The organism is Pseudalkalibacillus sp. Hm43, assembly GCF_051842935.1.
Lineage (GTDB): Bacteria > Bacillota > Bacilli > Bacillales > Fictibacillaceae > Pseudalkalibacillus.
Map to the genome: position 1 here is coordinate 21,507 of NZ_JBPXRR010000003.1, position 23,913 is coordinate 45,419.

Annotated in this window: 27 protein-coding genes; 20 read left to right on the forward strand and 7 right to left on the reverse strand. The window is 43.6% G+C overall.

The genetic code is table 11. The annotated features are described in order from the left end of the window. Nucleotides 1–37: 37 nt before the first annotated feature. A complete protein-coding gene (locus ACSVDE_RS17670) occupies nt 38–1,012 on the reverse strand; it encodes an ABC transporter substrate-binding protein (RefSeq protein ID WP_439302288.1) in 975 nt (324 codons plus the stop codon). A 174-nt stretch (nt 1,013–1,186) separates the two neighbouring features. Here ACSVDE_RS17670 and ACSVDE_RS17675 point away from each other — a divergent pair, with 174 nt between their 5' ends. Both ACSVDE_RS17675 and ACSVDE_RS17680 read left to right on the forward strand, forming a co-directional pair. Further along, nucleotides 1,187–2,197 (forward strand): FecCD family ABC transporter permease, encoded by a 1,011-nt coding sequence (locus ACSVDE_RS17675; protein ID WP_439302289.1) that lies wholly within the window; start codon nt 1,187–1,189, stop codon nt 2,195–2,197. Then, on the forward strand, nt 2,194–3,246 hold the full coding sequence (locus ACSVDE_RS17680; protein ID WP_439302290.1) for a FecCD family ABC transporter permease: 1,053 nt from the start codon (nt 2,194–2,196) through the stop codon (nt 3,244–3,246). The genes ACSVDE_RS17675 and ACSVDE_RS17680 overlap by 4 nt, the downstream gene beginning before the upstream one ends. A gap of 277 nt (nt 3,247–3,523) precedes the next feature. Here ACSVDE_RS17680 and ACSVDE_RS17685 read toward each other — a convergent pair whose 3' ends face one another. Together ACSVDE_RS17685 and ACSVDE_RS17690 are read right to left on the reverse strand one after the other, a co-directional pair. Then, nucleotides 3,524–4,285: a SurA N-terminal domain-containing protein gene (locus ACSVDE_RS17685; RefSeq protein ID WP_439302291.1), complete on the reverse strand. Its 762-nt coding sequence runs from the start codon at nt 4,283–4,285 to the stop codon at nt 3,524–3,526. A gap of 216 nt (nt 4,286–4,501) precedes the next feature. Continuing rightward, the gene (locus ACSVDE_RS17690) at nt 4,502–6,016 is read right to left on the reverse strand and encodes an HD domain-containing phosphohydrolase (protein WP_439302292.1); all 1,515 of its coding nucleotides are present in this window, start codon (nt 6,014–6,016) and stop codon (nt 4,502–4,504) included. Between the two features lie 165 nt (nt 6,017–6,181). On the opposite strand from ACSVDE_RS17690, the gene ACSVDE_RS17695 reads away from it, so the two are divergent. Continuing rightward, the gene (locus tag ACSVDE_RS17695) at nt 6,182–7,417 is read left to right on the forward strand and encodes an argininosuccinate synthase (RefSeq protein WP_439302293.1); all 1,236 of its coding nucleotides are present in this window, start codon (nt 6,182–6,184) and stop codon (nt 7,415–7,417) included. Continuing rightward, nucleotides 7,410–8,804 (forward strand): argininosuccinate lyase, encoded by a 1,395-nt coding sequence (gene argH / locus ACSVDE_RS17700; protein WP_439302294.1) that lies wholly within the window; start codon nt 7,410–7,412, stop codon nt 8,802–8,804. The genes ACSVDE_RS17695 and argH overlap by 8 nt, the downstream gene beginning before the upstream one ends. 62 nt (nt 8,805–8,866) lie before the next feature. Here the strand turns inward: argH and ACSVDE_RS17705 are convergent, their stop codons facing one another. Continuing rightward, nucleotides 8,867–10,423, reverse strand: coding sequence for a hypothetical protein (locus ACSVDE_RS17705; protein ID WP_439302295.1), 1,557 nt, complete (start codon nt 10,421–10,423; stop codon nt 8,867–8,869). A gap of 165 nt (nt 10,424–10,588) precedes the next feature. On the opposite strand from ACSVDE_RS17705, the gene ACSVDE_RS17710 reads away from it, so the two are divergent. The 12 genes from ACSVDE_RS17710 to ACSVDE_RS17765 all read left to right on the forward strand — a co-directional run bounded on the left by ACSVDE_RS17710 (nt 10,589) and on the right by ACSVDE_RS17765 (nt 19,346). After that, nucleotides 10,589–11,272: a VC0807 family protein gene (locus tag ACSVDE_RS17710; protein WP_439302296.1), complete on the forward strand. Its 684-nt coding sequence runs from the start codon at nt 10,589–10,591 to the stop codon at nt 11,270–11,272. 9 nt (nt 11,273–11,281) lie between these two features. After that, complete coding sequence (locus ACSVDE_RS17715; RefSeq protein ID WP_439302297.1) at nt 11,282–11,899, forward strand: Type 1 glutamine amidotransferase-like domain-containing protein; 618 nt, start codon at nt 11,282–11,284, stop codon at nt 11,897–11,899. A 178-nt stretch (nt 11,900–12,077) separates the two neighbouring features. Continuing rightward, entirely contained in the window at nt 12,078–12,452 is a 375-nt protein-coding gene (locus ACSVDE_RS17720) for an ArsR/SmtB family transcription factor (RefSeq protein WP_439302298.1), read from the forward strand. Continuing rightward, nucleotides 12,439–14,568 (forward strand): heavy metal translocating P-type ATPase, encoded by a 2,130-nt coding sequence (locus ACSVDE_RS17725; RefSeq protein WP_439302299.1) that lies wholly within the window; start codon nt 12,439–12,441, stop codon nt 14,566–14,568. The genes ACSVDE_RS17720 and ACSVDE_RS17725 overlap by 14 nt, the downstream gene beginning before the upstream one ends. A 237-nt stretch (nt 14,569–14,805) precedes the next feature. Next, nucleotides 14,806–15,066, forward strand: a complete 261-nt coding sequence (locus ACSVDE_RS17730) for a metal-sensitive transcriptional regulator (RefSeq protein ID WP_226552281.1) — start codon at nt 14,806–14,808, stop codon at nt 15,064–15,066. 142 nt (nt 15,067–15,208) lie between these two features. Further along, complete coding sequence (locus ACSVDE_RS17735) at nt 15,209–15,694, forward strand: DsrE/DsrF/DrsH-like family protein (RefSeq protein WP_349409187.1); 486 nt, start codon at nt 15,209–15,211, stop codon at nt 15,692–15,694. 71 nt (nt 15,695–15,765) lie between these two features. Beyond that, nucleotides 15,766–16,074, forward strand: a complete 309-nt coding sequence (locus tag ACSVDE_RS17740; protein ID WP_439302300.1) for a rhodanese-like domain-containing protein — start codon at nt 15,766–15,768, stop codon at nt 16,072–16,074. A 27-nt stretch (nt 16,075–16,101) separates the two neighbouring features. Continuing rightward, entirely contained in the window at nt 16,102–16,665 is a 564-nt protein-coding gene (locus ACSVDE_RS17745; protein WP_439302301.1) for a sulfurtransferase TusA family protein, read from the forward strand. Nucleotides 16,666–16,689: 24 nt separating this feature from the next. After that, nucleotides 16,690–17,085, forward strand: coding sequence for a DsrE/DsrF/DrsH-like family protein (locus tag ACSVDE_RS17750; protein WP_439302302.1), 396 nt, complete (start codon nt 16,690–16,692; stop codon nt 17,083–17,085). 20 nt (nt 17,086–17,105) lie between these two features. After that, nucleotides 17,106–18,239, forward strand: coding sequence for an MBL fold metallo-hydrolase (locus tag ACSVDE_RS17755; protein WP_439302303.1), 1,134 nt, complete (start codon nt 17,106–17,108; stop codon nt 18,237–18,239). A gap of 31 nt (nt 18,240–18,270) precedes the next feature. Next, nucleotides 18,271–18,498, forward strand: a complete 228-nt coding sequence (locus ACSVDE_RS17760; RefSeq protein ID WP_439302304.1) for a sulfurtransferase TusA family protein — start codon at nt 18,271–18,273, stop codon at nt 18,496–18,498. A gap of 68 nt (nt 18,499–18,566) precedes the next feature. After that, the gene (locus ACSVDE_RS17765; RefSeq protein WP_439302305.1) at nt 18,567–19,346 is read left to right on the forward strand and encodes a sulfite exporter TauE/SafE family protein; all 780 of its coding nucleotides are present in this window, start codon (nt 18,567–18,569) and stop codon (nt 19,344–19,346) included. Here ACSVDE_RS17765 and ACSVDE_RS17770 read toward each other — a convergent pair. After that, on the reverse strand, nt 19,339–19,503 hold the full coding sequence (locus ACSVDE_RS17770; protein ID WP_439302306.1) for a hypothetical protein: 165 nt from the start codon (nt 19,501–19,503) through the stop codon (nt 19,339–19,341). The two genes, ACSVDE_RS17765 and ACSVDE_RS17770, sit on opposite strands and share 8 nt — an antisense overlap. A gap of 102 nt (nt 19,504–19,605) precedes the next feature. On the opposite strand from ACSVDE_RS17770, the gene ACSVDE_RS17775 reads away from it, so the two are divergent. The 3 genes from ACSVDE_RS17775 (at nt 19,606) to ACSVDE_RS17785 (ending at nt 21,759) form a co-directional block, all read left to right on the forward strand. Next, on the forward strand, nt 19,606–20,178 hold the full coding sequence (locus ACSVDE_RS17775) for a class I SAM-dependent methyltransferase (RefSeq protein ID WP_439302307.1): 573 nt from the start codon (nt 19,606–19,608) through the stop codon (nt 20,176–20,178). A 48-nt stretch (nt 20,179–20,226) separates the two neighbouring features. Next, the gene (locus tag ACSVDE_RS17780; protein WP_439302308.1) at nt 20,227–21,270 is read left to right on the forward strand and encodes a peroxiredoxin family protein; all 1,044 of its coding nucleotides are present in this window, start codon (nt 20,227–20,229) and stop codon (nt 21,268–21,270) included. A 105-nt stretch (nt 21,271–21,375) separates the two neighbouring features. After that, entirely contained in the window at nt 21,376–21,759 is a 384-nt protein-coding gene (locus tag ACSVDE_RS17785; RefSeq protein WP_439302309.1) for a DUF302 domain-containing protein, read from the forward strand. Nucleotides 21,760–22,062: 303 nt separating this feature from the next. Here the strand turns inward: ACSVDE_RS17785 and ACSVDE_RS17790 are convergent, their stop codons facing one another. After that, nucleotides 22,063–22,146, reverse strand: a complete 84-nt coding sequence (locus tag ACSVDE_RS17790) for a putative holin-like toxin (RefSeq protein ID WP_369010071.1) — start codon at nt 22,144–22,146, stop codon at nt 22,063–22,065. A gap of 258 nt (nt 22,147–22,404) precedes the next feature. Here ACSVDE_RS17790 and nadE point away from each other — a divergent pair, with 258 nt between their 5' ends. Further along, nucleotides 22,405–23,244: an ammonia-dependent NAD(+) synthetase gene (gene nadE / locus ACSVDE_RS17795; RefSeq protein ID WP_439302310.1), complete on the forward strand. Its 840-nt coding sequence runs from the start codon at nt 22,405–22,407 to the stop codon at nt 23,242–23,244. A gap of 78 nt (nt 23,245–23,322) precedes the next feature. On the opposite strand, the gene ACSVDE_RS17800 is transcribed toward nadE, so the two are convergent. After that, nucleotides 23,323–23,811: a hypothetical protein gene (locus ACSVDE_RS17800; RefSeq protein WP_439302311.1), complete on the reverse strand. Its 489-nt coding sequence runs from the start codon at nt 23,809–23,811 to the stop codon at nt 23,323–23,325. Nucleotides 23,812–23,913 lie beyond the last annotated feature (102 nt).

Genomic DNA, 23,913 nt, shown 5'->3' on the forward strand with positions numbered 1-23,913 from the left:
GACGTGCAGCCAATTGGCTTGCACGTCTTACTAGTCATTACTTCACTTCAAAATGTTTTTCGATGTCGTCGAGCGTGAGGTTTGCAGCACGTACGCCGCCGGCAGTGTTCCAAACTGCGTCACTGACTTTGTGTACGTTGCCTTCCTTCACAACATCAAGGTTCTTCCAGAGGGAATCGTTCGTCCATTCTTCTTCCGTTTTTGTTGCATCACCTTCACCTGTTTCGAAAGTGAAGTAGAAGAGGATGTCTCCGTTCATATCCGGAATACGCTCTTTCGTTACTTCTTCAGCAAATTCCGCTTGATCTTGGGACTCAGGACGTTTGAATCCGAGCTGCTCAAGGATGACGCCTGAGAACGAATCTTTCATATAAATACGGGCTTTACCAGGCAAGAAGCGGACTACGGAAACTTCTTGGTTCACTTTGTCGCCAAGTTTACCTTTGATGTCTTCCACACGTTGGTCGAAGTCAGCCATCACTTTGTTTCCTTCTTCTTCTTTATTCAATGCTTTTGCATAAAGCTCGAAGTTTTCTTTCCAATCACCTTTTAACGTTTCAGAGAAGACGGTTGGAGCAATCTTATCCAATTGCTCATAGAACTTTTCTTGACGTAATTTGTTACCGATGATCAAGTCTGGATCAAGTGCAGCGATCGCTTCAAGGTTGATGTCACTCTCCGTCCCGACGACTTCGACACCTTCCATATCGGCTTTAATATGCTCATACCAAGGGTCACCTAACCAAGATTGGACAGCTCCGACTGGTGTGACACCCATAGATAGAAGCGCCTCAGTTCCTTCATTCGTCAAGATGACTACTTTCTCAGGTGTTTCAGGGACTTCAGTCGTACCCATTGCATGCTCGACTGTGTAAGATGACTTTTCTCCTGAATCAGCATCTTTTTCTTTCTCTTGGTCAGATCCTTCTTTAGATGATCCACCACACGCTGCTAGTACGACTGCAAGCGCTAAAATAAGTGAGAATAGGCTAAAGCCTTTCCATTTACGCATATGTTGTTCCTCCTATATATGTATATATTGATAATGAATCTCATTCACAATTAGTAGTGTATAACCGTTTTCATCATCTGTCAACATTAAATTGATAATGATTATCATTGACAGTAACTGTCTAGACTTATAGACTTAAATGGGAAAGTTTAAGATATGGAAAGGTCTATACATATGAGAGAACTATTAAATACGAACACGAAAAAAACGATAGGAATGTTTATCGGAGCACTTCTTGTCGTCATTTTTATTGGGTGCAGTATCGTGTATGGATATACGAAAGTGGATTGGGGGATGGTACTTGATTCCTTCCAACGTTTTGATGGAACGAATGAACACATCATCATTCAAGAAAGTCGTGTGCCGCGGGCACTCATCGGAGCTGCAGTCGGGGCGAGTCTCGCCATCGCTGGAGCATTGATGCAAGGCATTACCCGAAATCCGCTCGCATCACCAAGCATTTTCGGAATCAATGCAGGAGCGGGGTTCTTCATCGTCCTTGCTGTCACATTCTTTTCTGTTTCCTCCATCCATCAATTTGCATGGATCGCCTTTTTCGGGGCGATGGTGACAGCACTGCTTGTCTATTTCTTAGGAACATTAGGACGGGATGGACTGACACCTGTCAAATTGACGCTTGCAGGGGCTGCAATGGCGGCGATGTTTTCTTCATTGACTCAAGGGATGCTCGCCTTGAATGAAAAAGCATTGGATGAAGTGCTATTCTGGCTGACTGGTTCAGTCGAAGGCCGGAAGCTTGAAATCCTCACTGCAATGCTGCCCTACCTTATCATCGGATGGATCGGTTCTCTACTTCTTACTAGACAGATGAATCTGCTTGCGATGGGGGACGATGTTGCAACTGGTCTAGGACAGAAAACGGCCCTCGTAAAAATCGGTGCAGCTGTCGTCATCGTCTTGCTCGCTGGATCGTCTGTAGCGATAGCGGGTCCCGTCGGCTTTATCGGGATCGTCATTCCACATATCGCCCGTGGTTTAGTAGGCATCGACTATCGATGGGTCATACCTTATAGTGCTTTACTTGGAGCGATATTGTTACTTATTGCCGATATCGGTGCGCGATACATCATCATGCCAAAAGAAGTACCCGTCGGCGTGATGACTGCATTGATCGGAACACCATTCTTCATCTATATCGCTAGAAGGGGGTTGAATAAGCTATGAGTCAGTACCAACCCTTCCGGTCCAAATGGTTGTCTTACCTCGTTGACAAGAAAGCCTTGTTATACATTATTCTACTGGCTTCCGCTGTCATCGTACTCACCATACTCAGTGTAAGTATCGGTGAAATGAAGATTCATCCTATAGAAGTCATTAAAACATTTTTCGGCATGGGAAGTGACATGAACGAGTTAGTCATAACTTCGTTCCGCTTACCAAGAATTGTCTTGGCACTCCTTGCAGGTATGGCGTTGGCTGTATCTGGAGCCATATTGCAAGGCATTATCCGTAACCCGCTTGCGTCTCCGGATATCATCGGAATCACCGGTGGTGCATCACTAGCCGTTGTGACCTTTTTGACCATCTTCAGTGGAGAAAGAAGCAGTGCATTGACGGTGAGCATCAGCTGGCTCCCTGTAGCAGCCTTTCTAGGTGCACTCCTGTTAGGATTACTTGTGTACCTGTTGTCTTGGAAAAATGGCGTCACGCCAATCCGTCTCGTGTTGATCGGGATCGGCCTTGCAGCAGCTATGCAGGCATTGACGAACATGATGATACTATTCGGTCCGCTCTATCTGGCGACCCAGGCTCAGATTTGGATTACAGGTAGTGTGAACGGGGCGAACTGGAGCCAGGTTACGACCTTACTACCATGGGTATTGATTCTACTGTTCCTCGTTTGGATTTATGCGAGAAGGTTGAATATACAAGAGTTGGGGGATGAACTGGCGAAGGGCTTCGGAAGTGTCGTTCAGAAAGACAGGATGATCCTGCTTTTATTCAGCACTGCACTGGCAGGAGGCGCTGTTGCATTCGTTGGAGGCGTCGGTTTTGTCGGATTGATGGCACCGCATATCGGTCGGAAACTGGTCGGTTCCTCATTCGGAGCATTGATTCCTACATCAGCGTTAATTGGTGCATTGCTCGTGATGGGGGCAGACTTGATCGCGAGAACCGCCTTTTCACCATTGGAGATTCCGGCAGGAGTCTTCACGTCAGCAATCGGCGCGCCTTACTTTATTTACTTACTCTATCGTTCAAGAAACAAATAAAAAGCTCTTTTCTAAAAGATTGTTGCTTTTGTTTCATTTTTTAAAACTCGCCTTGTGCAAGTTGATTGAAGCGCAAGGTGCGAGACTCCTGCGGGATCAGCGGGACAGGTGAGACCAATCAATGTCGCAAAGCGACGATTGGGCTCACCGCACGCCCCGCGGAAAGCGAGCATCCTGAAGCGGAAATCAACAACTTTCAAGAGCAACAAAGTTTGCGAAAACAGCCACTAAAAAAGAAGCAGCCATGCAGCTGCTTCTTTTTTATTACTTTTTTGAATTAAATCTTGACGGTGATGTCAGCGTCTTTCTTCAACTCTTTCACTTTTTCAGTGACTTTTTTATTCTTTTTCTGATTCTCTAATTGTGTCTTGATATGATCTTTCACTTCTTCATACTTCGGCGCTTTGTCACCTTGTGCTTCTTTCATCTTGTTGTAATAATCTTTGACTTCCTTCTCAGAAACTTCATCTACATTGATTTCTTTTTCAACGTAAGTTGTATATTGGATACTTTCTCCGATTTCTTGCTTCAATTCTTTTTCGGTCAAGTCGTATTGCTTGAGTGCTTCTTGATACTTCTTGTCATTTTCAAATTGACCTTTGAAGTCTTCGAATTGCTTATCGATTTTGTCTTCGGAAGCTTCATAGCCTTTTTTCTCAGCTTCTTGCAGGACGATTTCATAATCGACCATACTGTTGATGATCTGATCCTTCATCTTTTTAGCTGTTTCTTTGGATGTAGGGTCTTGTCCCATTTGCTGATACTGCATTTGATACTGCTCTAAGAAGCGGTTGTATTCAGTACCTTTGATTTCTGCATCGTTGACAGTTACAACGACTTGATCTCCTTCAACCTTCTGCTTTTCTAGCTTCTTTTTCATTTCTTCCATCTGTTTTGCCTGATCTTCGGTTTGCTCTGTTTTTTCACCAGCGTTTTGTTTATTTGAATCTTTTCCTTCTTTGCTTTCTTCATTACCACCGCATGCAGTCAATGCAATTGCAAAAACAGCTGCGATTAGCCCATACATGATTTTTCTCAAGGAAAATTCTCCTTTCGATGTGTAATTGTCTTCAGTAGAGGAAGGGTTGTGTTGCCTCTGCTTATATCCTTCGAACTGAGATTTTATTTCTGTCACCATATGGTAGACTTTACAACTTGGGTGATTGTCATACCCAATTGGTCCCTAATGGTAATACAAATGTTGGGACTCGTAAACCCCTTATAAGAAAAAACAGCACTCCTGTAAGGAGCGCTGTTAGAAAGATGATACCGGGATTTTTTCAAGGACAGATTGTTCCATATGTGTTACGAAGAGGTTGGCATATTGCGGATCCCATTGGGTTCCGGCACCTTCTTTAATAATCTGTAAAGCTTTTTCAACCGGCATCCCTTTTCTGTATGGACGATCGGAAGTCATAGCATCGAACGCATCAGCGACGGCAATGATCCGTCCGAATTCAGGGATCTCTTTACCTTCCAAACCTTCCGGATATCCTCTACCGTCATACCGCTCATGGTGATAACACACACCAGGGATGAGTGGTTCCATCGCGCTATAAGGCTGCACCTGCTTTAAAATGTTCGCACCGATGGTCGGATGCTTTTTGATCCAATCAAACTCTTCATCTGTCAATTTACCATCCTTCAACAGTACGAAGTCTGGGACGCCGATTTTGCCAATGTCATGCAGTAGAGATGCATTTTTCAAATCAGTAAGCTTATGGTCGGATAGACCTGCTAGTTTCCCAATCTGGACTGAGAAATCGGAGACACGCTTGGAATGGCCCGCTGTATACGGGTCCCGCGCATCTAGAGTCATAGACATGACAGAATAGAAGCTTTCAATCAGCTGTTGATTCATTCGATCACGTTTTTCCAGCCCATCGACCATCTGGTTGAAACCGTTCACCAGATTGGAGAATTCGTCCGTATACGTATTGGAGGACTGCACAAATCGCCCCTTTTCAATCTGCTTCATGGAATCCGTCAGTTGATCGATCGGGTTTCCGATATCCCGATAAAATAAATAAGATCCAGTAAGAGAAAAGGCGACGGATATGACGAGGATCAATAATGCCCAGCTCCAATATTCAACCAACTGGATGGACTCTAGTTCACCTAATCGGACCTGTGACGCGAGACTGAACAATAAGAGCGGAAATACGCTCAAAAAGATCGTCGCAAATAAAAACTTCTTTCGGATCGACATGAGGACATCTGAGGTAGCAGACGGATCATGATCGAACCGCTTGATTGACTCGGCGCGAAAATGCTCCAGTACCGGCTGAATGCTTTTAGAAGTCAGGTAGTATTCTATCATGCCGTGAAAACTTGCGACCAGCACGGCTCCTATAATGGCATATAAAATGTAGATGGAAGGAATACCCAATAGATCTAGCTGGATAAAGAGATAGGCCAGTGTCGATGCGGGAATGGACAATCCGAACAAGTGAGGTCCAATCGTCCGTTTGAAAGCGAGTATCGGAAACCGCTCCGTTTGTTTATAGCTCTCGATGATTCGTTCTTTCGTAGGATGCGGATCTGTCAGTACATAGCGAATCGGCATCAAGTGTTTACGAAGGGTGAAAAGTTCGCACCCGATCATGATCATGAGTGAAGTACCAAGAATAAGCAGCATATAGAACGTTTCTCGTGGGGATAAGGTCAATGTTTGGAAGATGAACATACTTCCAATGCCTCCAACAGCAATGAAAGAGCCGATCAAATAGTTTTTGACCAATTGTTTGATGAATGTAGTATAAATCGTCATTCATTCCACTTCTTTCCTGTAACATAGGTTCAATATATCATATCAAAGTCGTAATTACGTGTTTTTTGACCGAAAAAAGTATTGACATTCTCGGGGTCATCCAGTAACTTAATTGAATAAACATACAAACAAATAAATAAAAATACAACAAAGGAGTGGAGCTGGATGAGCAAAGGGAAAGTGGTTTTAGCCTATTCTGGAGGATTGGATACCTCTGTATCAATCAAATGGATTCAAGAAAAATACGGTTATGATGTGATCGCGTTAGGATTGGATGTCGGTGAAGGGAAAGATCTTGAAAAAGTGAAACAGAAAGCACTTGATGTAGGAGCAGTAAAATCGATCGCCATTGATGCAAAAGCATTACTTGCAGAGGAATACTTAATGCCAGCTTTAAAAGCGAATTGCTTATATGAAGGCAAATATCCATTATCTTCTGCACTTTCCCGCCCACTCATCTCGAAGATGTTGGTTGAAGTGGCTGAACAAGAAGGGGCAGTCGCGGTTGCCCATGGTTGTACTGGCAAGGGGAATGATCAGGTGCGTTTCGAAGTATCGATCCAAGCGTTGAATCCGGATCTCCAAGTCATTGCGCCTGTACGTGAATGGGGGATGACACGTGATGAAGAAATCGCATATGCAACGGAAAAGGGGATTCCGATTCCAGTGGATCTCGACAATCCGTTTTCCATAGACGCGAATATCTGGGGGCGCGCATGTGAGGCTGGGGTATTGGAAGACCCTTGGATGGAAGCTCCCGAGAACGCGTTTGAGTGGACGAATCCAATTGAACAGACGCCGGATGTACCTGAATACGTGGAAGTCAGTTTTGTAGAAGGTGCACCGGTTTCAATAAACGGACAGAATTATCCACTTGTCGACTTGATCGAGAAACTGAATGAGATCGGTGGAAAGCATGGATTTGGTCGTATCGATCATATCGAGAATCGACTGGTCGGCATCAAGTCCCGTGAAGTATATGAAAATCCAGGAGCCTTACTACTGATACAAGCGCATAAAGAGCTCGAATTCCTGACCCTCACTCGTGAAGTGACGCAGTTCAAACAGCAAGTGGAACAACAGTTTGCGAAGCTCATTTACGAAGGATTATGGTATTCGCCGTTGCGTCAATCATTAGAAGCGTTTGTGAACGAGACGCAGAAATCAGTGACCGGCACGATCCGCATCAAGCTCCATAAAGGAAACGCAACCGTCGTGGGTCGTCAATCCGCCCATAGTTTATACAATGAACAACTGGCTACCTACTCCAAAGGCGATCTGTTCGACCACCATGCAGCGGTCGGCTTCATCAAGCTTTGGGGATTATCTACGAAAGTCCATGCAGAAGTTGCTCATAACAATCAGTCGATCGTTGGCAAAGCGGGGAAATCGTATGTCTAAGTTATGGGGCGGACGTTTTACGAAAGAAACGAATGAATGGGTAGAATCCTTCACAGCGTCGATTGAATTCGATCAGCAGCTCGCTCTTGAAGATATTGAGGGAAGTCTGGCCCACGTCCAAATGCTTGGTGAGTGCCAGATCATTTCAGAGGAAGATGCGAACTTGATCAGAAATGGCCTGCTTGCCTTGAAGGGGAAAATAGAACGGGGTGAATTGGAGTACGCCGTTGAGCACGAGGACATTCACATGAACATCGAGAAGCACTTGATAGATGAAATCGGAAATGTCGGTGGAAAGCTTCATACAGGTCGAAGCCGGAACGATCAGGTGGCGACGGATATGCATTTGTTTTTAAAAAGAAAAACGATTGAAATCATCGGTCTTGTTGATGAGGTGCAGCTGGCTATCCTACGTCAATCGAAGTCGAATGTCGAAACCGTCATACCGGGGTATACCCACCTGCAAAGAGCCCAACCGATTTCCTTTGCCCATCATTTGATGGCTTACTTCTGGATGCTAGAACGAGATAAAGAGCGATTGATTGATAGCTTGAAACGGATCGATGTGTTACCCCTAGGAGCAGGTGCATTGGCAGGAACGACCTTCGCCATCAATCGAGAGCGTGTAGCGCAATTGCTCGGATTCGAATCGGTCTATCCGAACAGTATGGATGCTGTGAGTGATCGGGATTTCATACTGGAGTTCCTTTCCATTGCGTCCATTATAATGACGCACATCTCTCGCTTATCCGAAGAAATGGTAATCTGGTCGAGTCAGGAATTCGGATTCATCGAACTAGATGATTCCTTCTGCACCGGTTCGAGTATCATGCCGCAGAAGAAGAATCCCGATGTTCCAGAGCTGTTGCGAGCAAAGACAGGTCGTACGTATGGAAATTTGATGGGATTGCTGACGGTTTTGAAAGGATTGCCGCTAGCGTATAACAAAGATATGCAGGAGGATAAGGAAGGGATGTTCGACACGGTAAAAACAGTCGAAGGGACGCTGAAGCTTCTTGCTCCGATGATCGATACGATGAACGTGAATGTGAAGGCGATGCGAAAGGCGGTAGCAGAGGACTATTCAAACGCCACTGATCTGGCAGATTACCTCGTGACAAAAGGGATGCCGTTCAGAGAAGCGCACTCCGTAGTCGGAAGGATCGTGCTCCGTGCCATCCAACAGAAGGTATATTTGTGCGACATATCAATGGATGAGTATCAATCTTTCAGCGAGCTGATCGATGAGGATGTGTACGATGTTCTGAAACCGGAAAATGTCGTAGCCGCAAGGAATAGTGAGGGTGGAACCTCGCAGCAGCAAGTCCGTAAGCAGATTGAATTAGCAGAGACGAGGCTGCTTAAAAAGGAAGCACCTGTAACGTAGCAGGATGTAACGACAGATTACATGATGAAAAGAGGTTGCCCAATTTGGGGCAACCTCTTTTTTTAAACGATATAAGGTGAAACGAGGAAGATGACGATCAGCGTATTGAACATCGTAAAGTAACCGAATTCTTGATACAGGCTCCATTGTCTCTGACGTACAAATTGTGTAAATAGAGCACTCAACAACACAATCAAGATCGGCAAGAAGATGGAGTAGGAAGGAAACGATAGATATTCGGGTGAAAATCTATCGAACATCGGTGTGAAGAATTGCTGCATCAAGTAATACTGGCAAATGGCGAACAATCCGATTGCGCTGTAGCGCACCCAGCTTCGTTTCTGCTCAATAGCATCTTCATTCCAGAACGAGATGCAGAACAAGAGAATCGCGGCAGGCGCAATCCACATGACAGATACCAATAACAGGATGAATCCATACGGAAGCGAAGAAATCCCTGTAAAAAATCCTTGGACAAAATCACTCGGTTGGTATTCCTGTGCCTTTTGGACGAGTACAGGTTGATCGGAAACCCCCATCAATTTCACGTTCTTCCCTTTATAGTCGAGCCAGAAAATTTCACCTTCACTTACATATTGGTGACTATTTGAAATGGATGTCGTCGCACTGATGTGGTTCGCCACCCATCTTTCTGGTTTGACTTGTTTGGCCTTGTACACATTCCAGCTTTGGATCTTTGCTGTAATCATCCCTCTAGCAGATAAGGTGACTTCCGGTCCGTCATCCGTCAGAATGAGGTTGAAGTCATCAACGACCCTCATGCGGCTGTTCGTAAATGTATCGTAGACTTTAATTTCTTTAAATGAAGGTTCTTCTTGGGAGGCGGTAAATAGATTATAGTAGCCTCTGATCGTAACGGTACCAGCATGGGTTTGTCTTGTTGTGTAAATTAAATGGATACCTTCCTCGTTTTGAGACAGGTCGACGGTATCCACCAATTCTCCCGATAATGAAGGAAGGTTGAAGGTATACGACTTGTCCGCTTTTTCTTCCTTGGTTTCAAAAACATGAACGTCAAACGACAGGTCCTCTCTTTTAACGACAGCAGCATACAATCCATCAGTATCATCACTTGCAAAAAGCCCACTAATAGGAAGATCTGTTTGTGCAAGTTCAGAAGTGATTAGGGTACTCGTATCCAATTTGAAGATACGGTTCTTTTTCCAATAATAGACGGCGTTTTCTGCGGACGTTAACCCTTGGACTTCGGTGTCTACAATCTCGCTATTATCACCATCAAAATGGATCAGTTCATTCTTTTCGATATAGATCGCTTTGTTTTCTTTCGCCCAGAACTTTGAAGATAAGCTCAACTCAACAGGAAGTGTTTCTTTTTTTGTGACTTCCAACGTCTCATTCAGCTGCAGATTCGTCAGTTGATCGTCTTCATTATAATGAACGTCATAACCGGAATCTGTCTTATCGACGCGTAAGACTTTCCCTTTCGCCCCTTCGGTGACGACTATATTTCTGCTCGAACCTTCTGATGTAAGGTCACGTTCTTTGCCAGCGTGATGGACGGTCAATAATCCGATCATCACGATGAGTAATAGTAAAGGCAGATAAAGTGTGCCTTTTCGTTTCACGTGTCGCACCATATTATGGTCCCCCTTTTGTAACGTGAATGTCAATTTATGTATTCCTTCGTTATCGTACCATACGGTCGACTCTAGGAATAGTTTCACTTTTTGTCATTTTTCATAAAAGGGATTTGTAAATGAAGACCGAATCTATGTTAGTAAAAGATAGAGAAGGAGCATGTTATGAAGCGTTACGTAGCGGTACTGGATATTGTGTTCTATGTCGTATTCCCGTTGATCGTCTGGCATGGGGGACGAGATCTGATCGGTGATTATTATGCGATGCTCGTATCATCTGTACCTGGTATCCTTTATAGTATTTACCGGTTCTATGAGATCAGAAAACTGAATGTGTTCGGTTTGTTCATGCTAGGGAACCTGGTGGTAGGAACCCTTTTGGATGTATTGGCAGGCTCAGCAATGCAATTATTATGGAATAATGTTTTCTATGGATATGCGATGGCGCTCCTATTTATCGGGACGGCTGTTTTGAAAAAGCCGATTGCCTTATACTTCGGACTTGATTTGATGGAATTGCAAGGATTCGAGAAGTCGAAACTTAAGCCTTTATTCAATAAGAAGAAAATCTTCATGATTTTTACGTTGATTACGGTGGCGTTTGCGTTGCGGGACGTGATTCAGGCGACATTTAAAATCTGGCTGATTCAAGAATATGGCGTCGAGGCTTTCGATAAAGGACTGATCGCAAGACAAGTGATCAGCTGGGGATTCTCCATATTTACGGTTATCGGATTCGTCTACATAACGAAACTTCTTCAAGGGGAAAAGGCATTTCAGGAAATGTTCCGGCATTCGAGCTTGAACAAAAGTACTGAAGCGAAAGTGGTGGATGGACAGAAAGGTTGATTGTGCAGAATGGGGAATTTGATTTTGTTGAGCAGTATTGATGAGACATTGGATCACGCTTTGAAGGATGAAATGCAATCGATCGTATCGGAGCGTAGTAGGCTCGGGTATATACCTTCTCAATATGATGAAACGAGGTTCTTTTTCCATAAAACGAAGCCATTCTTGGAGGAATTCGGGTTTGATGAGTTTTATTATGCTGATATCGACAAAGAATTCGAGGATATCCATTTAGAGCAATTGAAAACATGTGATGCGATTTATCTCTCTGGTGGGAATACATTTTACTTTTTAAACAACCTGAGGAAGCGAGGGATGATTCCTTTTTTGCAGTCATTTGTCGAAAGAGGGGGTATACTCATAGGGGTAAGTGCAGGAGCGATGATCATGACCTCTACTATCGAGGCTGCTCAGTTTCTGGATCCGAATGAAATCGGATTAGACGACTTGAATGGACTTGGATTAGTGGATGTTCATTTTTTGCCGCATTCCGGTAAGGTTAGTGACCATATGGAAGAAGTAAAAGACGGTTTAACCGGACAGGTGTATGCGTGCAAAGATCGTGCGGGACTCATCGTTCATAATGGCACTGTTCAAACCTATGGCAAAATTGAAAGATGGAAATGATTAACCCGGATCTGAATGCCAGATCCGGGTTTTCTTATTGTTTCATCCGTACCAGGTACCGTTTATAAACCTTGTTGTACCAAGGGTTTATTTTTGGTGCCTGGCACTTGACATGGAAGCTTGGCGATCCTTATACTAATATTCAAAAGAACGTTTGAATGATAAGGGGTGAAATGGATTGGCGAAGGAAGATGTTTGTAAAGTCACATGTGTGCATGAAGACAAGGTGAATCGGATCAAAGGGAACATCGCTGAAACAGATCCAATGTCTGTAGCGAAGATCTTCAAAGCATTATCTGAAGATACACGCATCAAAATTGCATACGCCTTATCGTTAGAGGACGAATTGTGCGTATGTGATGTTTCCAATATAGTGGATTGTACCGTCGCGACAGCTTCCCATCATTTACGTTTGCTTCGGAATATGGGACTTGCGAAATATAGAAAAGAAGGAAAACTCGTATACTACTCATTAGACGATGATCATGTTCGACAAATCATCCAAATGGCATTCTCTCACCTAGAGGAGGGGAAACACATTGGAACAAGCTGAACAATTGAGCCAAGAGCAGAAAGTATATAGAATATCAGGCTTCACCTGAGCGAACTGTGCCAAAAAGTTCGAAACGAACGTGAAACACCTGGATGGTGTTTCTGATGCAAAAGTAAACTTTACAGCTTCTAAGCTGACGATTACAGGTCAAGCAGATATAAAAGAAATTGAAAAGGCAGGCGCTTTCGAAAACCTGAGAGTCCGACCGGATCATGAGCAGGAAGAAGAGACGAAAGAGCCCTTCTTGAAAAAACATCTGAATGTTGTCATTTCTGCGATTCTTCTGGTTCTCGGTTGGTCGCTAAGTCTTGCAAATGGGGAAGGATCACTACTGTCCAACGGGCTGTATGCAGGGTCCATCCTTGTCGGAGGCTATCGCCTTTTCCAAACGGGGTTAAAAAACCTGATACGTCTTGATTTTGATATGAGAACACTGATGACGATTGCGATCATCGGGGCCGCTATCATAGGTGAATGGGGCGAAGGTGCGATGGTCGTCATCCTATTCGCCATCAGTGAGATCCTTGAAGCTTATTCGATGGATAAGGCCCGGCAATCGATTCGCGGATTGATGGAAATTGCACCGAAAGAGGCGACGATTCGTCGAAACGGAGAAGAAATCACCATTCCAGTAGATGACGTCCAAGTCGGAGATACGATGATTGTCTTACCTGGTCAAAAACTCGCGATGGACGGAGTTGTGACAAGAGGAAGCTCTTCCATCAATCAATCAGCGATTACAGGAGAGTCCGTACCTGTCCAGATGGACGAGGGAGACGAGGTTTTCGCGGGTACACTGAATGTAGAAGGGTTTCTAGAGGTTGAGGTTACGAAGCGTGTGGAAGACACGACCCTCTCCAAAATCATTCATCTGGTCGAAGAGGCACAAGAAGAACGTGCGCCTTCCCAATCTTTCGTCGATAAATTTGCGAAGTATTATACCCCTGCGATCATTTTAATCGCGATCGGAGTGGCGACCATTCCTCCATTACTCGGAGCAAATTGGAGCGAGTGGGTCTATCAAGGTCTTGCAGTGCTCGTAGTCGGTTGCCCTTGTGCACTCGTCATTTCTACGCCAGTGTCCATTGTGACAGCTGTCGGAAATGCAGCTCGTAACGGGATATTGGTCAAAGGAGGCGTCTATCTCGAGGAAGCTGGCAAGCTGAAGTCCATTGCGTTTGATAAAACCGGTACATTGACGAATGGTGTACCTGAAGTGACCGACATCATCAACCTTGAGGGGTATGACGAAGATACGGTACTGAAGATCGCAGCCTTGTTGGAAAGCCGTTCTCAGCATCCTCTCGCATCTGCCATTTTAAAAAGAGCAGATCAAGCGGGAGTGGATGTCGACAATGATGATTTAGAATCCTTTACTTCCATTACCGGTAAGGGTATCAAAGGAACAATTGCTGGGGAGGTTTATTACGCAGGGAGCATTTCGCTCTTCAACGAGGACCTAAACCTCTCTCTTACCGAAGACACCGACCTGGCCATTGATCGACTTAGATCAGAAGGGAAAACGGTGCTTGCGATCGGAACGGAAAAAGCACTGCTAGGGGTATTCGCTGTCGCCGACACGATTCGGAAGGAAAGTCCGGAAGTGGTCAAAGCCCTGCATCAATTGGGTATCAAAAATACAATCATGCTCACAGGTGACCATGAACGGACGGCCCAAAGCATTGCTAAACAGATGAACATCACAACGGTGAAGGCAGAGCTCTTACCTGAAGAAAAACTCAATTATATTAAAGAATATAGAGATAAGTATGGCAGTGTCGCCATGATTGGAGATGGCGTGAATGATGCTCCTGCATTGGCATCTTCAACAGTCGGAATCGCCATGGGCGGTGCAGGAACCGACACCGCCATTGAAACGGCAGACATCGCCTTGATGGGAGACGATCTCCGTAAATTACCATACGCAATCAAGTTAAGCCGTAAAACGCTGAACATCATCAAACAGAATATCGGTTTTTCAATCGGAATCAAGATTGTAGCGCTCTTATTAGTCGTGCCAGGATGGCTGACATTATGGATTGCCATTTTCGCCGACATGGGGGCAACACTACTCGTCACACTGAACGGCCTACGCCTACTCCGGTTGAAAGACTAAAGACCTACCGTGCCAGGTACCTCTCAGAAAGCTTGATATCATCTCTTTCTTTTGAGGTGCCTGGCACTGCTTACACCCTCAGGGGTATAAGCAGAAGACTTGAACCGCATGCAGCAAACGGGTAAGATGGATTCAAGAAATGAAGTAAAAGCAGATGGGTTTGCATTTATTGTATAGATGTTGTATTATACCCATAGGGGTATTAAAAGTAAGTATTTGAAAGGAGGTCCACACCTCATGGAATATACAGATCAAATGAAAAACCGCGTAAAGCGTATCGAAGGACAAGTTCGTGGTGTCCTCAAAATGATGGAAGAAGAAAAAGACTGTAAGGACCTCGTTACGCAAATGTCAGCCATCCGTAGTGCGCTGGATCGTACGATTGGGTTAGTTGTTGGAACAAACCTTGAGCAATGTGTGCGTGAGCAAATGGATAAGGGCGAAAACACAGAGGAGCTCATCCAAGAAGCTGTCAATCTACTTGTCAAAAGCCGATAAAAAACAAAGGTGTTGACACATTATCTAATGTGTCATATTATACCCTTAGGGGTATCAAGAACACCTTTTTATTTTTAAGTATTATAATACCTATAGGGGTATGAGTATATAAAGTCAATTACAATACAGGAGGTCATATAAAATGACAGAACAAAAGAAAGACAAAACAACGATCGTCCTATTCAGTGGAGATCTTGACAAAGCAATTGCGGCATACATCATTGCCAACGGTGCTGCAGCCTATGATCACGAGGTGACGATCTTCCATACATTCTGGGGATTGAATACACTCCGTAAAGATGAGCAAGTTCCAGTGAAAAAAGGAATGCTCGAGAAGATGTTCGGCCGTATGATGCCACGTGGTACAAACAAACTTGGACTTTCTAAGATGAACATGGCTGGAATGGGTCCAAAAATGATCAAGAAAGTCATGAAAAAACACAACGTTTCAACACTTCCAGAGCTTGTTGAAATGGCTCAAATGCAAGGGGTGAACCTTGTCGCATGTACGATGACGATGGATCTACTCGGTCTTCAAAAAGAAGAACTGTTGGATGACATCGACTACGCAGGTGTTGCAGCATACCTTGGGGAAGCGAACGAAGGTAAAGTTAACTTATTCATCTAATTTTTTATGTTTAAAATAATACCCCAGGGGCTATTGTACAACTGTGATTTCATATCAAGGAGGATTTACGAATGGTTAAAACAATCGAACCTAAGAAAGTTGAAGAAAAATTAGTGAAGAGTGAAAGACTAAGTATCATTGATGTTCGTAAAGATGAAGAGGTTGCAAAAGGAATGATCCCTGGTGCCACTCACATTCCTCTAGACGAGATTCCTGATCGTTTCAATGAAATTCCGAAGGATGAAGAGCATGTGATGGTCTGCCGTTCCGGTGGCCGTAGCGGTAAAGCTGCTCAATTTTTACAAGAAAAAGGTTACGATGTCCTGAACATGACTGGCGGTATGCTGGCATGGGACGGTCAGACTCAACCTAAAAAATAACTCTCAAACTGAAGGAGGCAATTACACATGATTAAAACAGACCACGTATTGGATGCAAAAGGGCTTGCATGCCCAATGCCGATTGTAAAGACGAAAAAAGCGATTGGAGAGGTAGACCCGGGTCAGGTACTTGAAATCCAAGCGACTGACAAAGGATCAACAGCAGACCTTCAAGCATGGGCGAAGTCAACGGGTCATCAGTATCTCGGGACGAAAGAAGAAGGAGATGTACTCAAACACTACCTTCGCAAAGCAAGTGAAGCAGAAACGAAAGAAGAATCAAGCTACCCTCATGTCATTAACAACGATGAATTGAAAACGAAGCTTGGAAATGAAGACATCGTCGTACTTGATGTACGTGAACCAGCAGAATATGCCTTCAGCCGTATTCCTGGAGCGAAATCCATTCCTCTAGGTGAGCTGGAAGAACGCATGAGCGAATTGAATGAAGAAGACAATATTCATGTTGTTTGTCGAACTGGAAACCGTAGTGACCGAGCTGCACAAATATTATCTGAAAAAGGCTATAAGAACGTATTGAACGTCGTCCCTGGTATGTCCAAATGGGATGGCGAGACAGAAAACGACTAATACAAAAATCAGGAGGTTTTTCAAATGGCAAGAAAAGTAGCAATCATTGCAAGTAACGGTAGTCTATTCGACGCTTATAAAGTATTCAACGTAGCAACTGCAGCAGCAGCATCTGACTCTGAAGTGGCGATCTTCTTTACATTTGAAGGATTGAACTTGATTCATAAGGAAGGCCATAAGCAACTGCCGATTCCAGAAGGGAAAGAGCATTACGAAGAAGGTTTCAAGAATTCTAATGTGCCTTCCATTCCTGAGCTCGTTGAAATGGCGCAAGAACTGGATGTTAAATTGATTGGTTGTCAAATGACAATGGATGTCATGGGACTAGAGAAAGAACACTTTGTAGATGGAATTGATGTTGGTGGAGCTGTGACATTCCTTGACTTTGCTGAAAATGCTGATGTCACACTCACCTTTTAATAAAGGAGGAGAGAGAAATTATGGCACTTAAAAAAATGACGGCTAAAGAAGTCGCACAAAAAGTCATCAATAATGAAAGACTATTCATTCTGGATGTTCGTAACGAAGAAGCTCACCAAGACTGGAAAATTGAAGGTGAGTCAGTCGAAATGATTAACATTCCGTATTTTGATTTGATTGAAGGGGTCGATCATATCCTTGATCAACTCCCAGATGATACTGAAAAACTGGTAGTCTGTGCGAAAGAAGGTTCATCCAAGTTCGTAGGTGAACAACTTGTTGAAGCAGGTGTTGAAAATGTTTCTTATCTCCAAGGTGGGATGAAAACATGGAGTGAACACCTTGAACCGGTCAAAATCGGTGATCTGAAAGATGGCGGAGCGATTTATCAATTCGTCCGTATCGGTAAAGGTTGCCTTTCATACCTCGTTGAATCCAACGGAGAAGCGATGATCATCGATTCAAACCGTATGACGGAGCCGTATGAAGCATTCGTAAATGAAAAAAGCTTGAACGTTAAGCATATCGCCGATACGCACCTTCACGCTGATCATATTTCCGGTGGTCGTAAGCTTGCAGAAATTTTCGGAGCAGAATACTACTTGCCACCGAAAGACGCAACGGAAGTCACATTTGACTATAAGCGACTTGAAGAAGGAAATGATCTGACGGTAGGAAATACGAAGATTCAAGTACAACCGATCTATTCACCAGGACACACGATTGGAAGTACCTCTTTCATTGTAGATGATCAATATCTACTAACAGGAGATATCCTTTTCGTGAAATCAATCGGTCGTCCAGACCTAGCTGGTAAAGCTGAAGACTGGGTCGGTGACTTGAGAGATACACTCTATCGCAAGTATAAAGAGCTTTCAGATGAACTCGTTGTTCTTCCAGCACACTTCTCTAAGATGGAAGAATTGAACGAAGACGGATCTGTCAAAGCGAAGCTCGGCGATCTATATGCGAAAAACAGTGGATTGAATGTGGAGGATGAAGGTGAGTTCCGTAAGCTTGTGACTGAAAACCTTCCACCACAACCGAATGCGTATCAAGAAATCCGTGAAACGAATATGGGTAAAATCAACCCTGAAGATGAAGAGCAACGTGAAATGGAAATTGGACCAAACCGCTGTGCGGTAGAAGGATAAAAATAACCACAACTATTAGGAGGTCATAAATATGAATTCAGATAAAGTATTAGATGCAAAAGGACTAGCATGTCCAATGCCAATCGTAAAAACGAAGAAAGCAATCGATGAAATCAACTCTGGTGAAGTACTAGAAATCCATGCAACAGATAAAGGTGCAAAAAGTGACCTTACAGCTTGGGTGAAGTCTGGCGGACACGAACTGCTTCAAGATGCAGAAGAAGACGGCGTGTTCAAGTTCTGGATCAAAAAAGCGTAACGAACAACTAAAGGGGCTGTGGGAGCAGCCCCTTTTCATGTAAAAGGTTATAGAAGGAGAGGTAGACCATGGATATCGCATTTATCATAACCATCTTCATGATCGGGTTCGTCGGTTCCTTCGTTTCTGGAATGGTCGGAATCGGTGGATCCATCATTAAATATCCAATGCTATTATATATCCCGGCATTACTCGGATTCTCTGCCTTTACAGCCCATGAAGTTTCAGGCATCAGCGCCGTTCAAGTTTTCTTTGCAACCATCGGTGGTGTGTGGGCATATCGAAAAGGTGGATATCTGAACAAAACATTGATTATCTATATGGGTTCGAGTGTATTGCTCGGTAGCTTTATCGGAGCTTACGGTTCAAGATTCCTATCAGAGAGCGGCATCAACATCGTTTATGGAATTTTGGCGACCATCGCAGCCATCATGATGTTCATCCCTAAGAAAGGGTTGGACGATCAAGATATGAACAGTGTCACGTTCAACAAATGGTTAGCAGCTGGACTTGCTTTTGCTGTCGGAGTCGGAGCAGGTATCGTAGGAGCGGCAGGTGCGTTCATTCTAGTACCAATCATGCTCGTCGTTTTGAAAATCCCGACGCGTATGACGATCGCGACGTCACTTGCGATTACGTTCATATCATCAATCGGAGCCACGGTCGGGAAAATTTCGACAGGTCAGGTGCTGTTAGTTCCAGCCATCATCATGGTGATTGCCAGCTTGATTGCATCTCCATTAGGAGCTCACTTCGGTAAAAGAGTGAACACGAAGATCTTGCAATGGATATTAGCACTATTGATCGTAGCAACATCCATTAAGATTTGGCTGGATATCTTCAGCTGACTTTATATGTTTCAATATACGTTTCTAGGGCAGGGTGAAATTCTTTTTCGTAATGTCGATCCGGGCATTGCTTGATCGTCTTCAAGTTAAAGAATCCCTGTCCTTTACTATATAAAGGCTTTTTACAAACGGGACATGTATCTTTGAGAAGGCTCATAAGATAGACACCTCCAATTAAAAAAAATTTAATTCCTATGTGATTACTAAGGATTATAGCATGAATGTAGAATAGGTTCCAAACAAAAGGGAGTGGGAAGACTTGTCAGAGAAACGATTCAAGCCTGAAAAAGCAGCAAAATTGTTCAGTGAAGAAAGGAAAAAGATACTGCCAATTCAAGAAATCATGGAAATCTTGCAACTAAATCGTGAAGCTTCTATTGCAGATCTTGGAGCAGGAAACGGGTATTTTGCGGTTCCTTTTGCCAAAGCAACCAAACGGGTCTATGCTGTAGATATAGAACCTGAGATGCTCAACATGTTGAAAGAATATGCGGCTGAAAAAGGTGTATCCAATATAGAATATGTTGAAAGTGATCTTGAAGAGATTCAATTGGGCGACGGATTGGTTGAACTGGTGTTCGTCGCATTCGTCATCCATGAAGTAAATCATATTGATAAATCTTTGGAAGAGTTCAGAAGGATATCAAAGCCGGGTGCTGAAATCGTGTTGCTAGAGTGGAAACCCGAGGAATACCCTGAAATGGGACCTCCTTCACATGAGAGGATTGCTCCGCAAGATCTCATTGACACTCTTGAGAAGAATGGTTTTCATGCATCCGTTATCTATGAAAATGAAAAAGTATATGGGGTTAAAGCTTTATCCCAACAATAGTAGATGAGGAGGTTTAATACCTCCTCCATACATATGAAGGAGTAAATGATGAGCTATATTCAAATCGGGAGCATGATCATCCGGACGGAATGGATCCTTTTAGCTGTCACCATCATCGTAGGATTTGTCGTTGCAAAGATACAATTACATAATCATGCTGAGAGGAAAAAGTACGTTGATACAATCTTCAATGCTGTCCTGATTGGTTTATTGGTCTGGAAAGGTAGTATTATACTCTTTCAACCTTTTATGGTCATAGATCATCCAATGTCATTGTTGTATTTTACAGGTGGTGTAAAAGGGGTGTGGCTTGGGTTGATTTCAGGAGCTGCCTACCTTATCTACAAAATGAAGAAAGATCAGATGGATCACTCGCTCATGGTCGGGATTGTCCTAAAAAGCTGGACGACAGGCATACTGATCCTCATCATCCTTCAATCAATCCTGGGGTTCAAGGTTTCTATTCTAGTATTTGTTTTGCTAGCACTCGGAATAGTCGGTTTACTCATAGATATATTCCTGAAGAAAGGAGCGGCAATAATGGGGAGACTCCTATTATTGTTCATTGTGATGGGTTTAGTAGGATGGTCGATTTACGATCATTTACTTTTAACTGAATCGGATTCGAATGCATCGGATATGTCGAGGAATGAAAAGGCAGAAGTCGGAATAGCAATCGGCGATCGTGCACCAGAATTCGAACTTGCAACTCTCGATGGACAACAGGTCAGACTGTCTGATTATCGGGGCAAAAGGGTAGTGGTGAACGTTTGGGCGACATGGTGTCCACCTTGCCAGGCGGAAATCCCTGAAATGGTGAAGTTTTATGAAGAATATTCGAATCAGGATATCGAAATTCTTGCCGTGAATATGACGAACTCTGAGAAGAAAGTGGAAGATGTGAAGCAATTTGCCGATGAGTATGGCATCAACTTTCCGATTCTGATGGATCAGGAAGCAGAGGTTGCATCAACCTATCAAGCTTTTACCATACCTACAACTTTCATAATAGATAATGCAGGCATCATCGTTGAGAAAATCGCTGGACCAATGTCATATGAATGGATGGAGAAAAACATCGTAACAAAATAACAGGAATGCGTTTGGTAAATAATCATCACGGGTACAACAAAATACGTAGCAGGGTATGTTTGTGTTATCATGAATATTGAAAATGACCTAAAAGGAGATGATTCCATGTTCCACTACACAGTCATGACGGACAAGAACATTGATGAAGCTTGCGAAACGTTAGAAAACCAGTTGAAAGAAGAACAGTTTGGCGTACTTTGGGACTTTGACTTGAAAAGCAAATTGAATGAAAAAGGATTGGACTTCAACCGTGAATTCAGGATCTTGGAAGTGTGTAATCCGAAAGAAGCACAACGTGTTTTGAATCAGAACCTCATGGTTGGATACTTCTTGCCTTGTAAAATGGTCGTTTACAAAGACGGTGACCAAACGAAAATTGGAATGCCAAAGCCGACTTCTCTTGTGACGATGGTCGATGACCAAGAAATCACCGACATGGCAGAAGACATTGAAAAACGCTTGATCGCTTGCATGGACAAAAGTGTTTAAAGTCTATTTTAGTGGATGAAGCATAGAATAGAAGGGTAAGCAAAGGTTACAAGTTCATTACAAAACGCGATCCCTGTTTCAAGCGTGCAACAGCAGGGAAAAGAATAGAATACAAAATTCGATTTGTGATGAATTTTACAATGACATCCTTCGCTAGTGATGATATAATAAAAAAAGATTTTCAAGAAAAAGTAAAAACGCAGGTGCGCCAACACCTGCGTAACATACGATAAGCTTTTCCCTATGTGGGAATCGGCTTGGACGAAAGTAGACCGTGACCTAAGTGCTCAGCTCAAGGACGGTCTATTTTTTATACGGGAATGACAATACGCTGATAATCAACGTGGCAAACGAGATGGTAACCATCAACGTTTGAAAGACTGTCATCTTTACACCACCCCTTTCGAGTGTAGTGCCGACCGCCCATGAGAAGGGTAACTTATCGTATTTATACAATTTTATCACTTATGGAAAAATTTCTCATGATACATACGAACCACTTATGGCACGTCCAAACTCCTACGAAATCGGCATTCTGTCGCTAATGTCCAGTTAATTGAGAAAAAAGTCTTGCTTATTGTGTACAGCCCAAGAATTGGGGTACAGTATTCTATAGATTAAATTTCATGTCAATGGAGGGGAACGATGAGTTTACAGACCTTACAGAATGAAATCATTCAAAAATTACACGTAGAACCGAACATAACGCCTGAAGAAGAAATCCGTAGACGGATTGATTTATTGAAAGATTATGTGAAAACGACGGGAATGAAAGGGTATGTCCTGGGAATCAGTGGTGGACAAGACTCCTCCCTGGCAGGAAAGCTCGCTCAGATGGCAGCAAAAGAGTTACGGGATGACACAGGAGACGAGTATACGTTCATCGCAGTTCGACTTCCGTACGGTGTGCAGAAAGATGAAGATGATGCACAGAAAGCGTTGAAATTCATTGATCCGGATCGTACGCTCACCTTTAATGTGAAGGAAGCAGTCGATGCTTCGTACCAAGCATTCCGGGATGCGACGGGTGAGGATTTGAGTGACTTTCTGAAGGGGAATACGAAAGCACGAGAACGAATGAAAGTTCAGTATGATCTAGCAGCTCATTATAACTTGTTAGTCATTGGCACCGACCATGCAGCTGAAGCAGTGACTGGATTCTACACAAAACATGGTGATGGGGCATGTGACATTGCGCCATTGTTCGGTTTGAATAAACGTCAAGGGAAAATGCTGTTGAAAGAACTTGGAGCAGAGGAAGCGCTATATACGAAAGTTCCGACAGCGGATCTGGAGGACGATCGACCAGGTCTCCCGGACGAAGAGGCACTAGGTGTCACATATGATGAAATAGACGATTACCTTGAAGGTAAGGAAATCGATTCGGATGCGAAAGAAAAGCTCGAGAATCATTACGTGAAGACGCGTCATAAACGTGAAGGCGAAGTGACGCTGTATGATGATTGGTGGAAGCAGCACGCATAAGAAATGAATGAAACCCGGAAGAGGTGAATAACCTTTTCCGGGTTTTCTTAGTTTTCTGTATGTGCTCTAATATGAAGGTCAAAACAGTATATGAAGAAGGACCAGTAGCAGAAAGAGATAGGCTGTATACCGATGATACCTTCGTCTTCTTCCAGAAGATTTCTGCTTTCGTAAGTAACCGGTTGTCAAAAGTGCACCGAGCGAGAACACAGCTAGTATACCAAGCTGACCGGTGGATGTTACAGCACTTCCGATTGATAGCATATAGGAAATATGCATGAGGATGGCAGCCAATCCATGTAACCCGGCGGCGACATGAAACCGGATGTACACCCTTGTGAATATGACGAGTTTCCGTCTGGCCGGAGTTCTGCCTAACTTACCGATCATCCGTAAGAAGAGGTACAGGATGAAAGCCAGGATGAAATAAACAAGAGCTGTATAAGCCCATAAGACGGCCGTTTCATATCCTTCTTCCCTCGTAAGTATATACAGGAACCAAGGCAACGAAACAATCATCACGATCACCGTGCTCTTCCACACATTCAATTGATAGAGAAACCTCATAACTAACACCTTCAACACCACCAATTCGTCTATCCCCTATTCTATCAGTACCAGGCACCGTCAGAGAAGCCCGGTGAATCAACGTTTAAAATCGGTGCCAGG

Bases quoted from the DNA above. Each gene is read 5' to 3' on its own strand.
- ACSVDE_RS17670 (WP_439302288.1), bottom strand. From the start codon at position 1,012: ATGCGTAAATGGAAAGGCTTTAGCCTATTCTCACTTATTTTAGCGCTT.
- ACSVDE_RS17675 (WP_439302289.1), top strand. From the start codon at position 1,187: ATGAGAGAACTATTAAATACGAACACGAAAAAAACGATAGGAATGTTT.
- ACSVDE_RS17680 (WP_439302290.1), top strand. From the start codon at position 2,194: ATGAGTCAGTACCAACCCTTCCGGTCCAAATGGTTGTCTTACCTCGTT.
- ACSVDE_RS17690 (WP_439302292.1), bottom strand. From the start codon at position 6,016: ATGACGATTTATACTACATTCATCAAACAATTGGTCAAAAACTATTTG.
- ACSVDE_RS17695 (WP_439302293.1), top strand. From the start codon at position 6,182: ATGAGCAAAGGGAAAGTGGTTTTAGCCTATTCTGGAGGATTGGATACC.
- argH (WP_439302294.1), top strand. From the start codon at position 7,410: ATGTCTAAGTTATGGGGCGGACGTTTTACGAAAGAAACGAATGAATGG.
- ACSVDE_RS17705 (WP_439302295.1), bottom strand. From the start codon at position 10,423: ATGGTGCGACACGTGAAACGAAAAGGCACACTTTATCTGCCTTTACTA.
- ACSVDE_RS17710 (WP_439302296.1), top strand. From the start codon at position 10,589: ATGAAGCGTTACGTAGCGGTACTGGATATTGTGTTCTATGTCGTATTC.
- ACSVDE_RS17715 (WP_439302297.1), top strand. From the start codon at position 11,282: ATGGGGAATTTGATTTTGTTGAGCAGTATTGATGAGACATTGGATCAC.
- ACSVDE_RS17730 (WP_226552281.1), top strand. From the start codon at position 14,806: ATGGAATATACAGATCAAATGAAAAACCGCGTAAAGCGTATCGAAGGA.
- ACSVDE_RS17735 (WP_349409187.1), top strand. From the start codon at position 15,209: ATGACAGAACAAAAGAAAGACAAAACAACGATCGTCCTATTCAGTGGA.
- ACSVDE_RS17740 (WP_439302300.1), top strand. From the start codon at position 15,766: ATGGTTAAAACAATCGAACCTAAGAAAGTTGAAGAAAAATTAGTGAAG.
- ACSVDE_RS17745 (WP_439302301.1), top strand. From the start codon at position 16,102: ATGATTAAAACAGACCACGTATTGGATGCAAAAGGGCTTGCATGCCCA.
- ACSVDE_RS17750 (WP_439302302.1), top strand. From the start codon at position 16,690: ATGGCAAGAAAAGTAGCAATCATTGCAAGTAACGGTAGTCTATTCGAC.
- ACSVDE_RS17755 (WP_439302303.1), top strand. From the start codon at position 17,106: ATGGCACTTAAAAAAATGACGGCTAAAGAAGTCGCACAAAAAGTCATC.
- ACSVDE_RS17760 (WP_439302304.1), top strand. From the start codon at position 18,271: ATGAATTCAGATAAAGTATTAGATGCAAAAGGACTAGCATGTCCAATG.
- ACSVDE_RS17765 (WP_439302305.1), top strand. From the start codon at position 18,567: ATGGATATCGCATTTATCATAACCATCTTCATGATCGGGTTCGTCGGT.
- ACSVDE_RS17770 (WP_439302306.1), bottom strand. From the start codon at position 19,503: ATGAGCCTTCTCAAAGATACATGTCCCGTTTGTAAAAAGCCTTTATAT.
- ACSVDE_RS17780 (WP_439302308.1), top strand. From the start codon at position 20,227: ATGAGCTATATTCAAATCGGGAGCATGATCATCCGGACGGAATGGATC.
- ACSVDE_RS17785 (WP_439302309.1), top strand. From the start codon at position 21,376: ATGTTCCACTACACAGTCATGACGGACAAGAACATTGATGAAGCTTGC.
- ACSVDE_RS17790 (WP_369010071.1), bottom strand. From the start codon at position 22,146: ATGACAGTCTTTCAAACGTTGATGGTTACCATCTCGTTTGCCACGTTG.
- nadE (WP_439302310.1), top strand. From the start codon at position 22,405: ATGAGTTTACAGACCTTACAGAATGAAATCATTCAAAAATTACACGTA.
- ACSVDE_RS17800 (WP_439302311.1), bottom strand. From the start codon at position 23,811: ATGAGGTTTCTCTATCAATTGAATGTGTGGAAGAGCACGGTGATCGTG.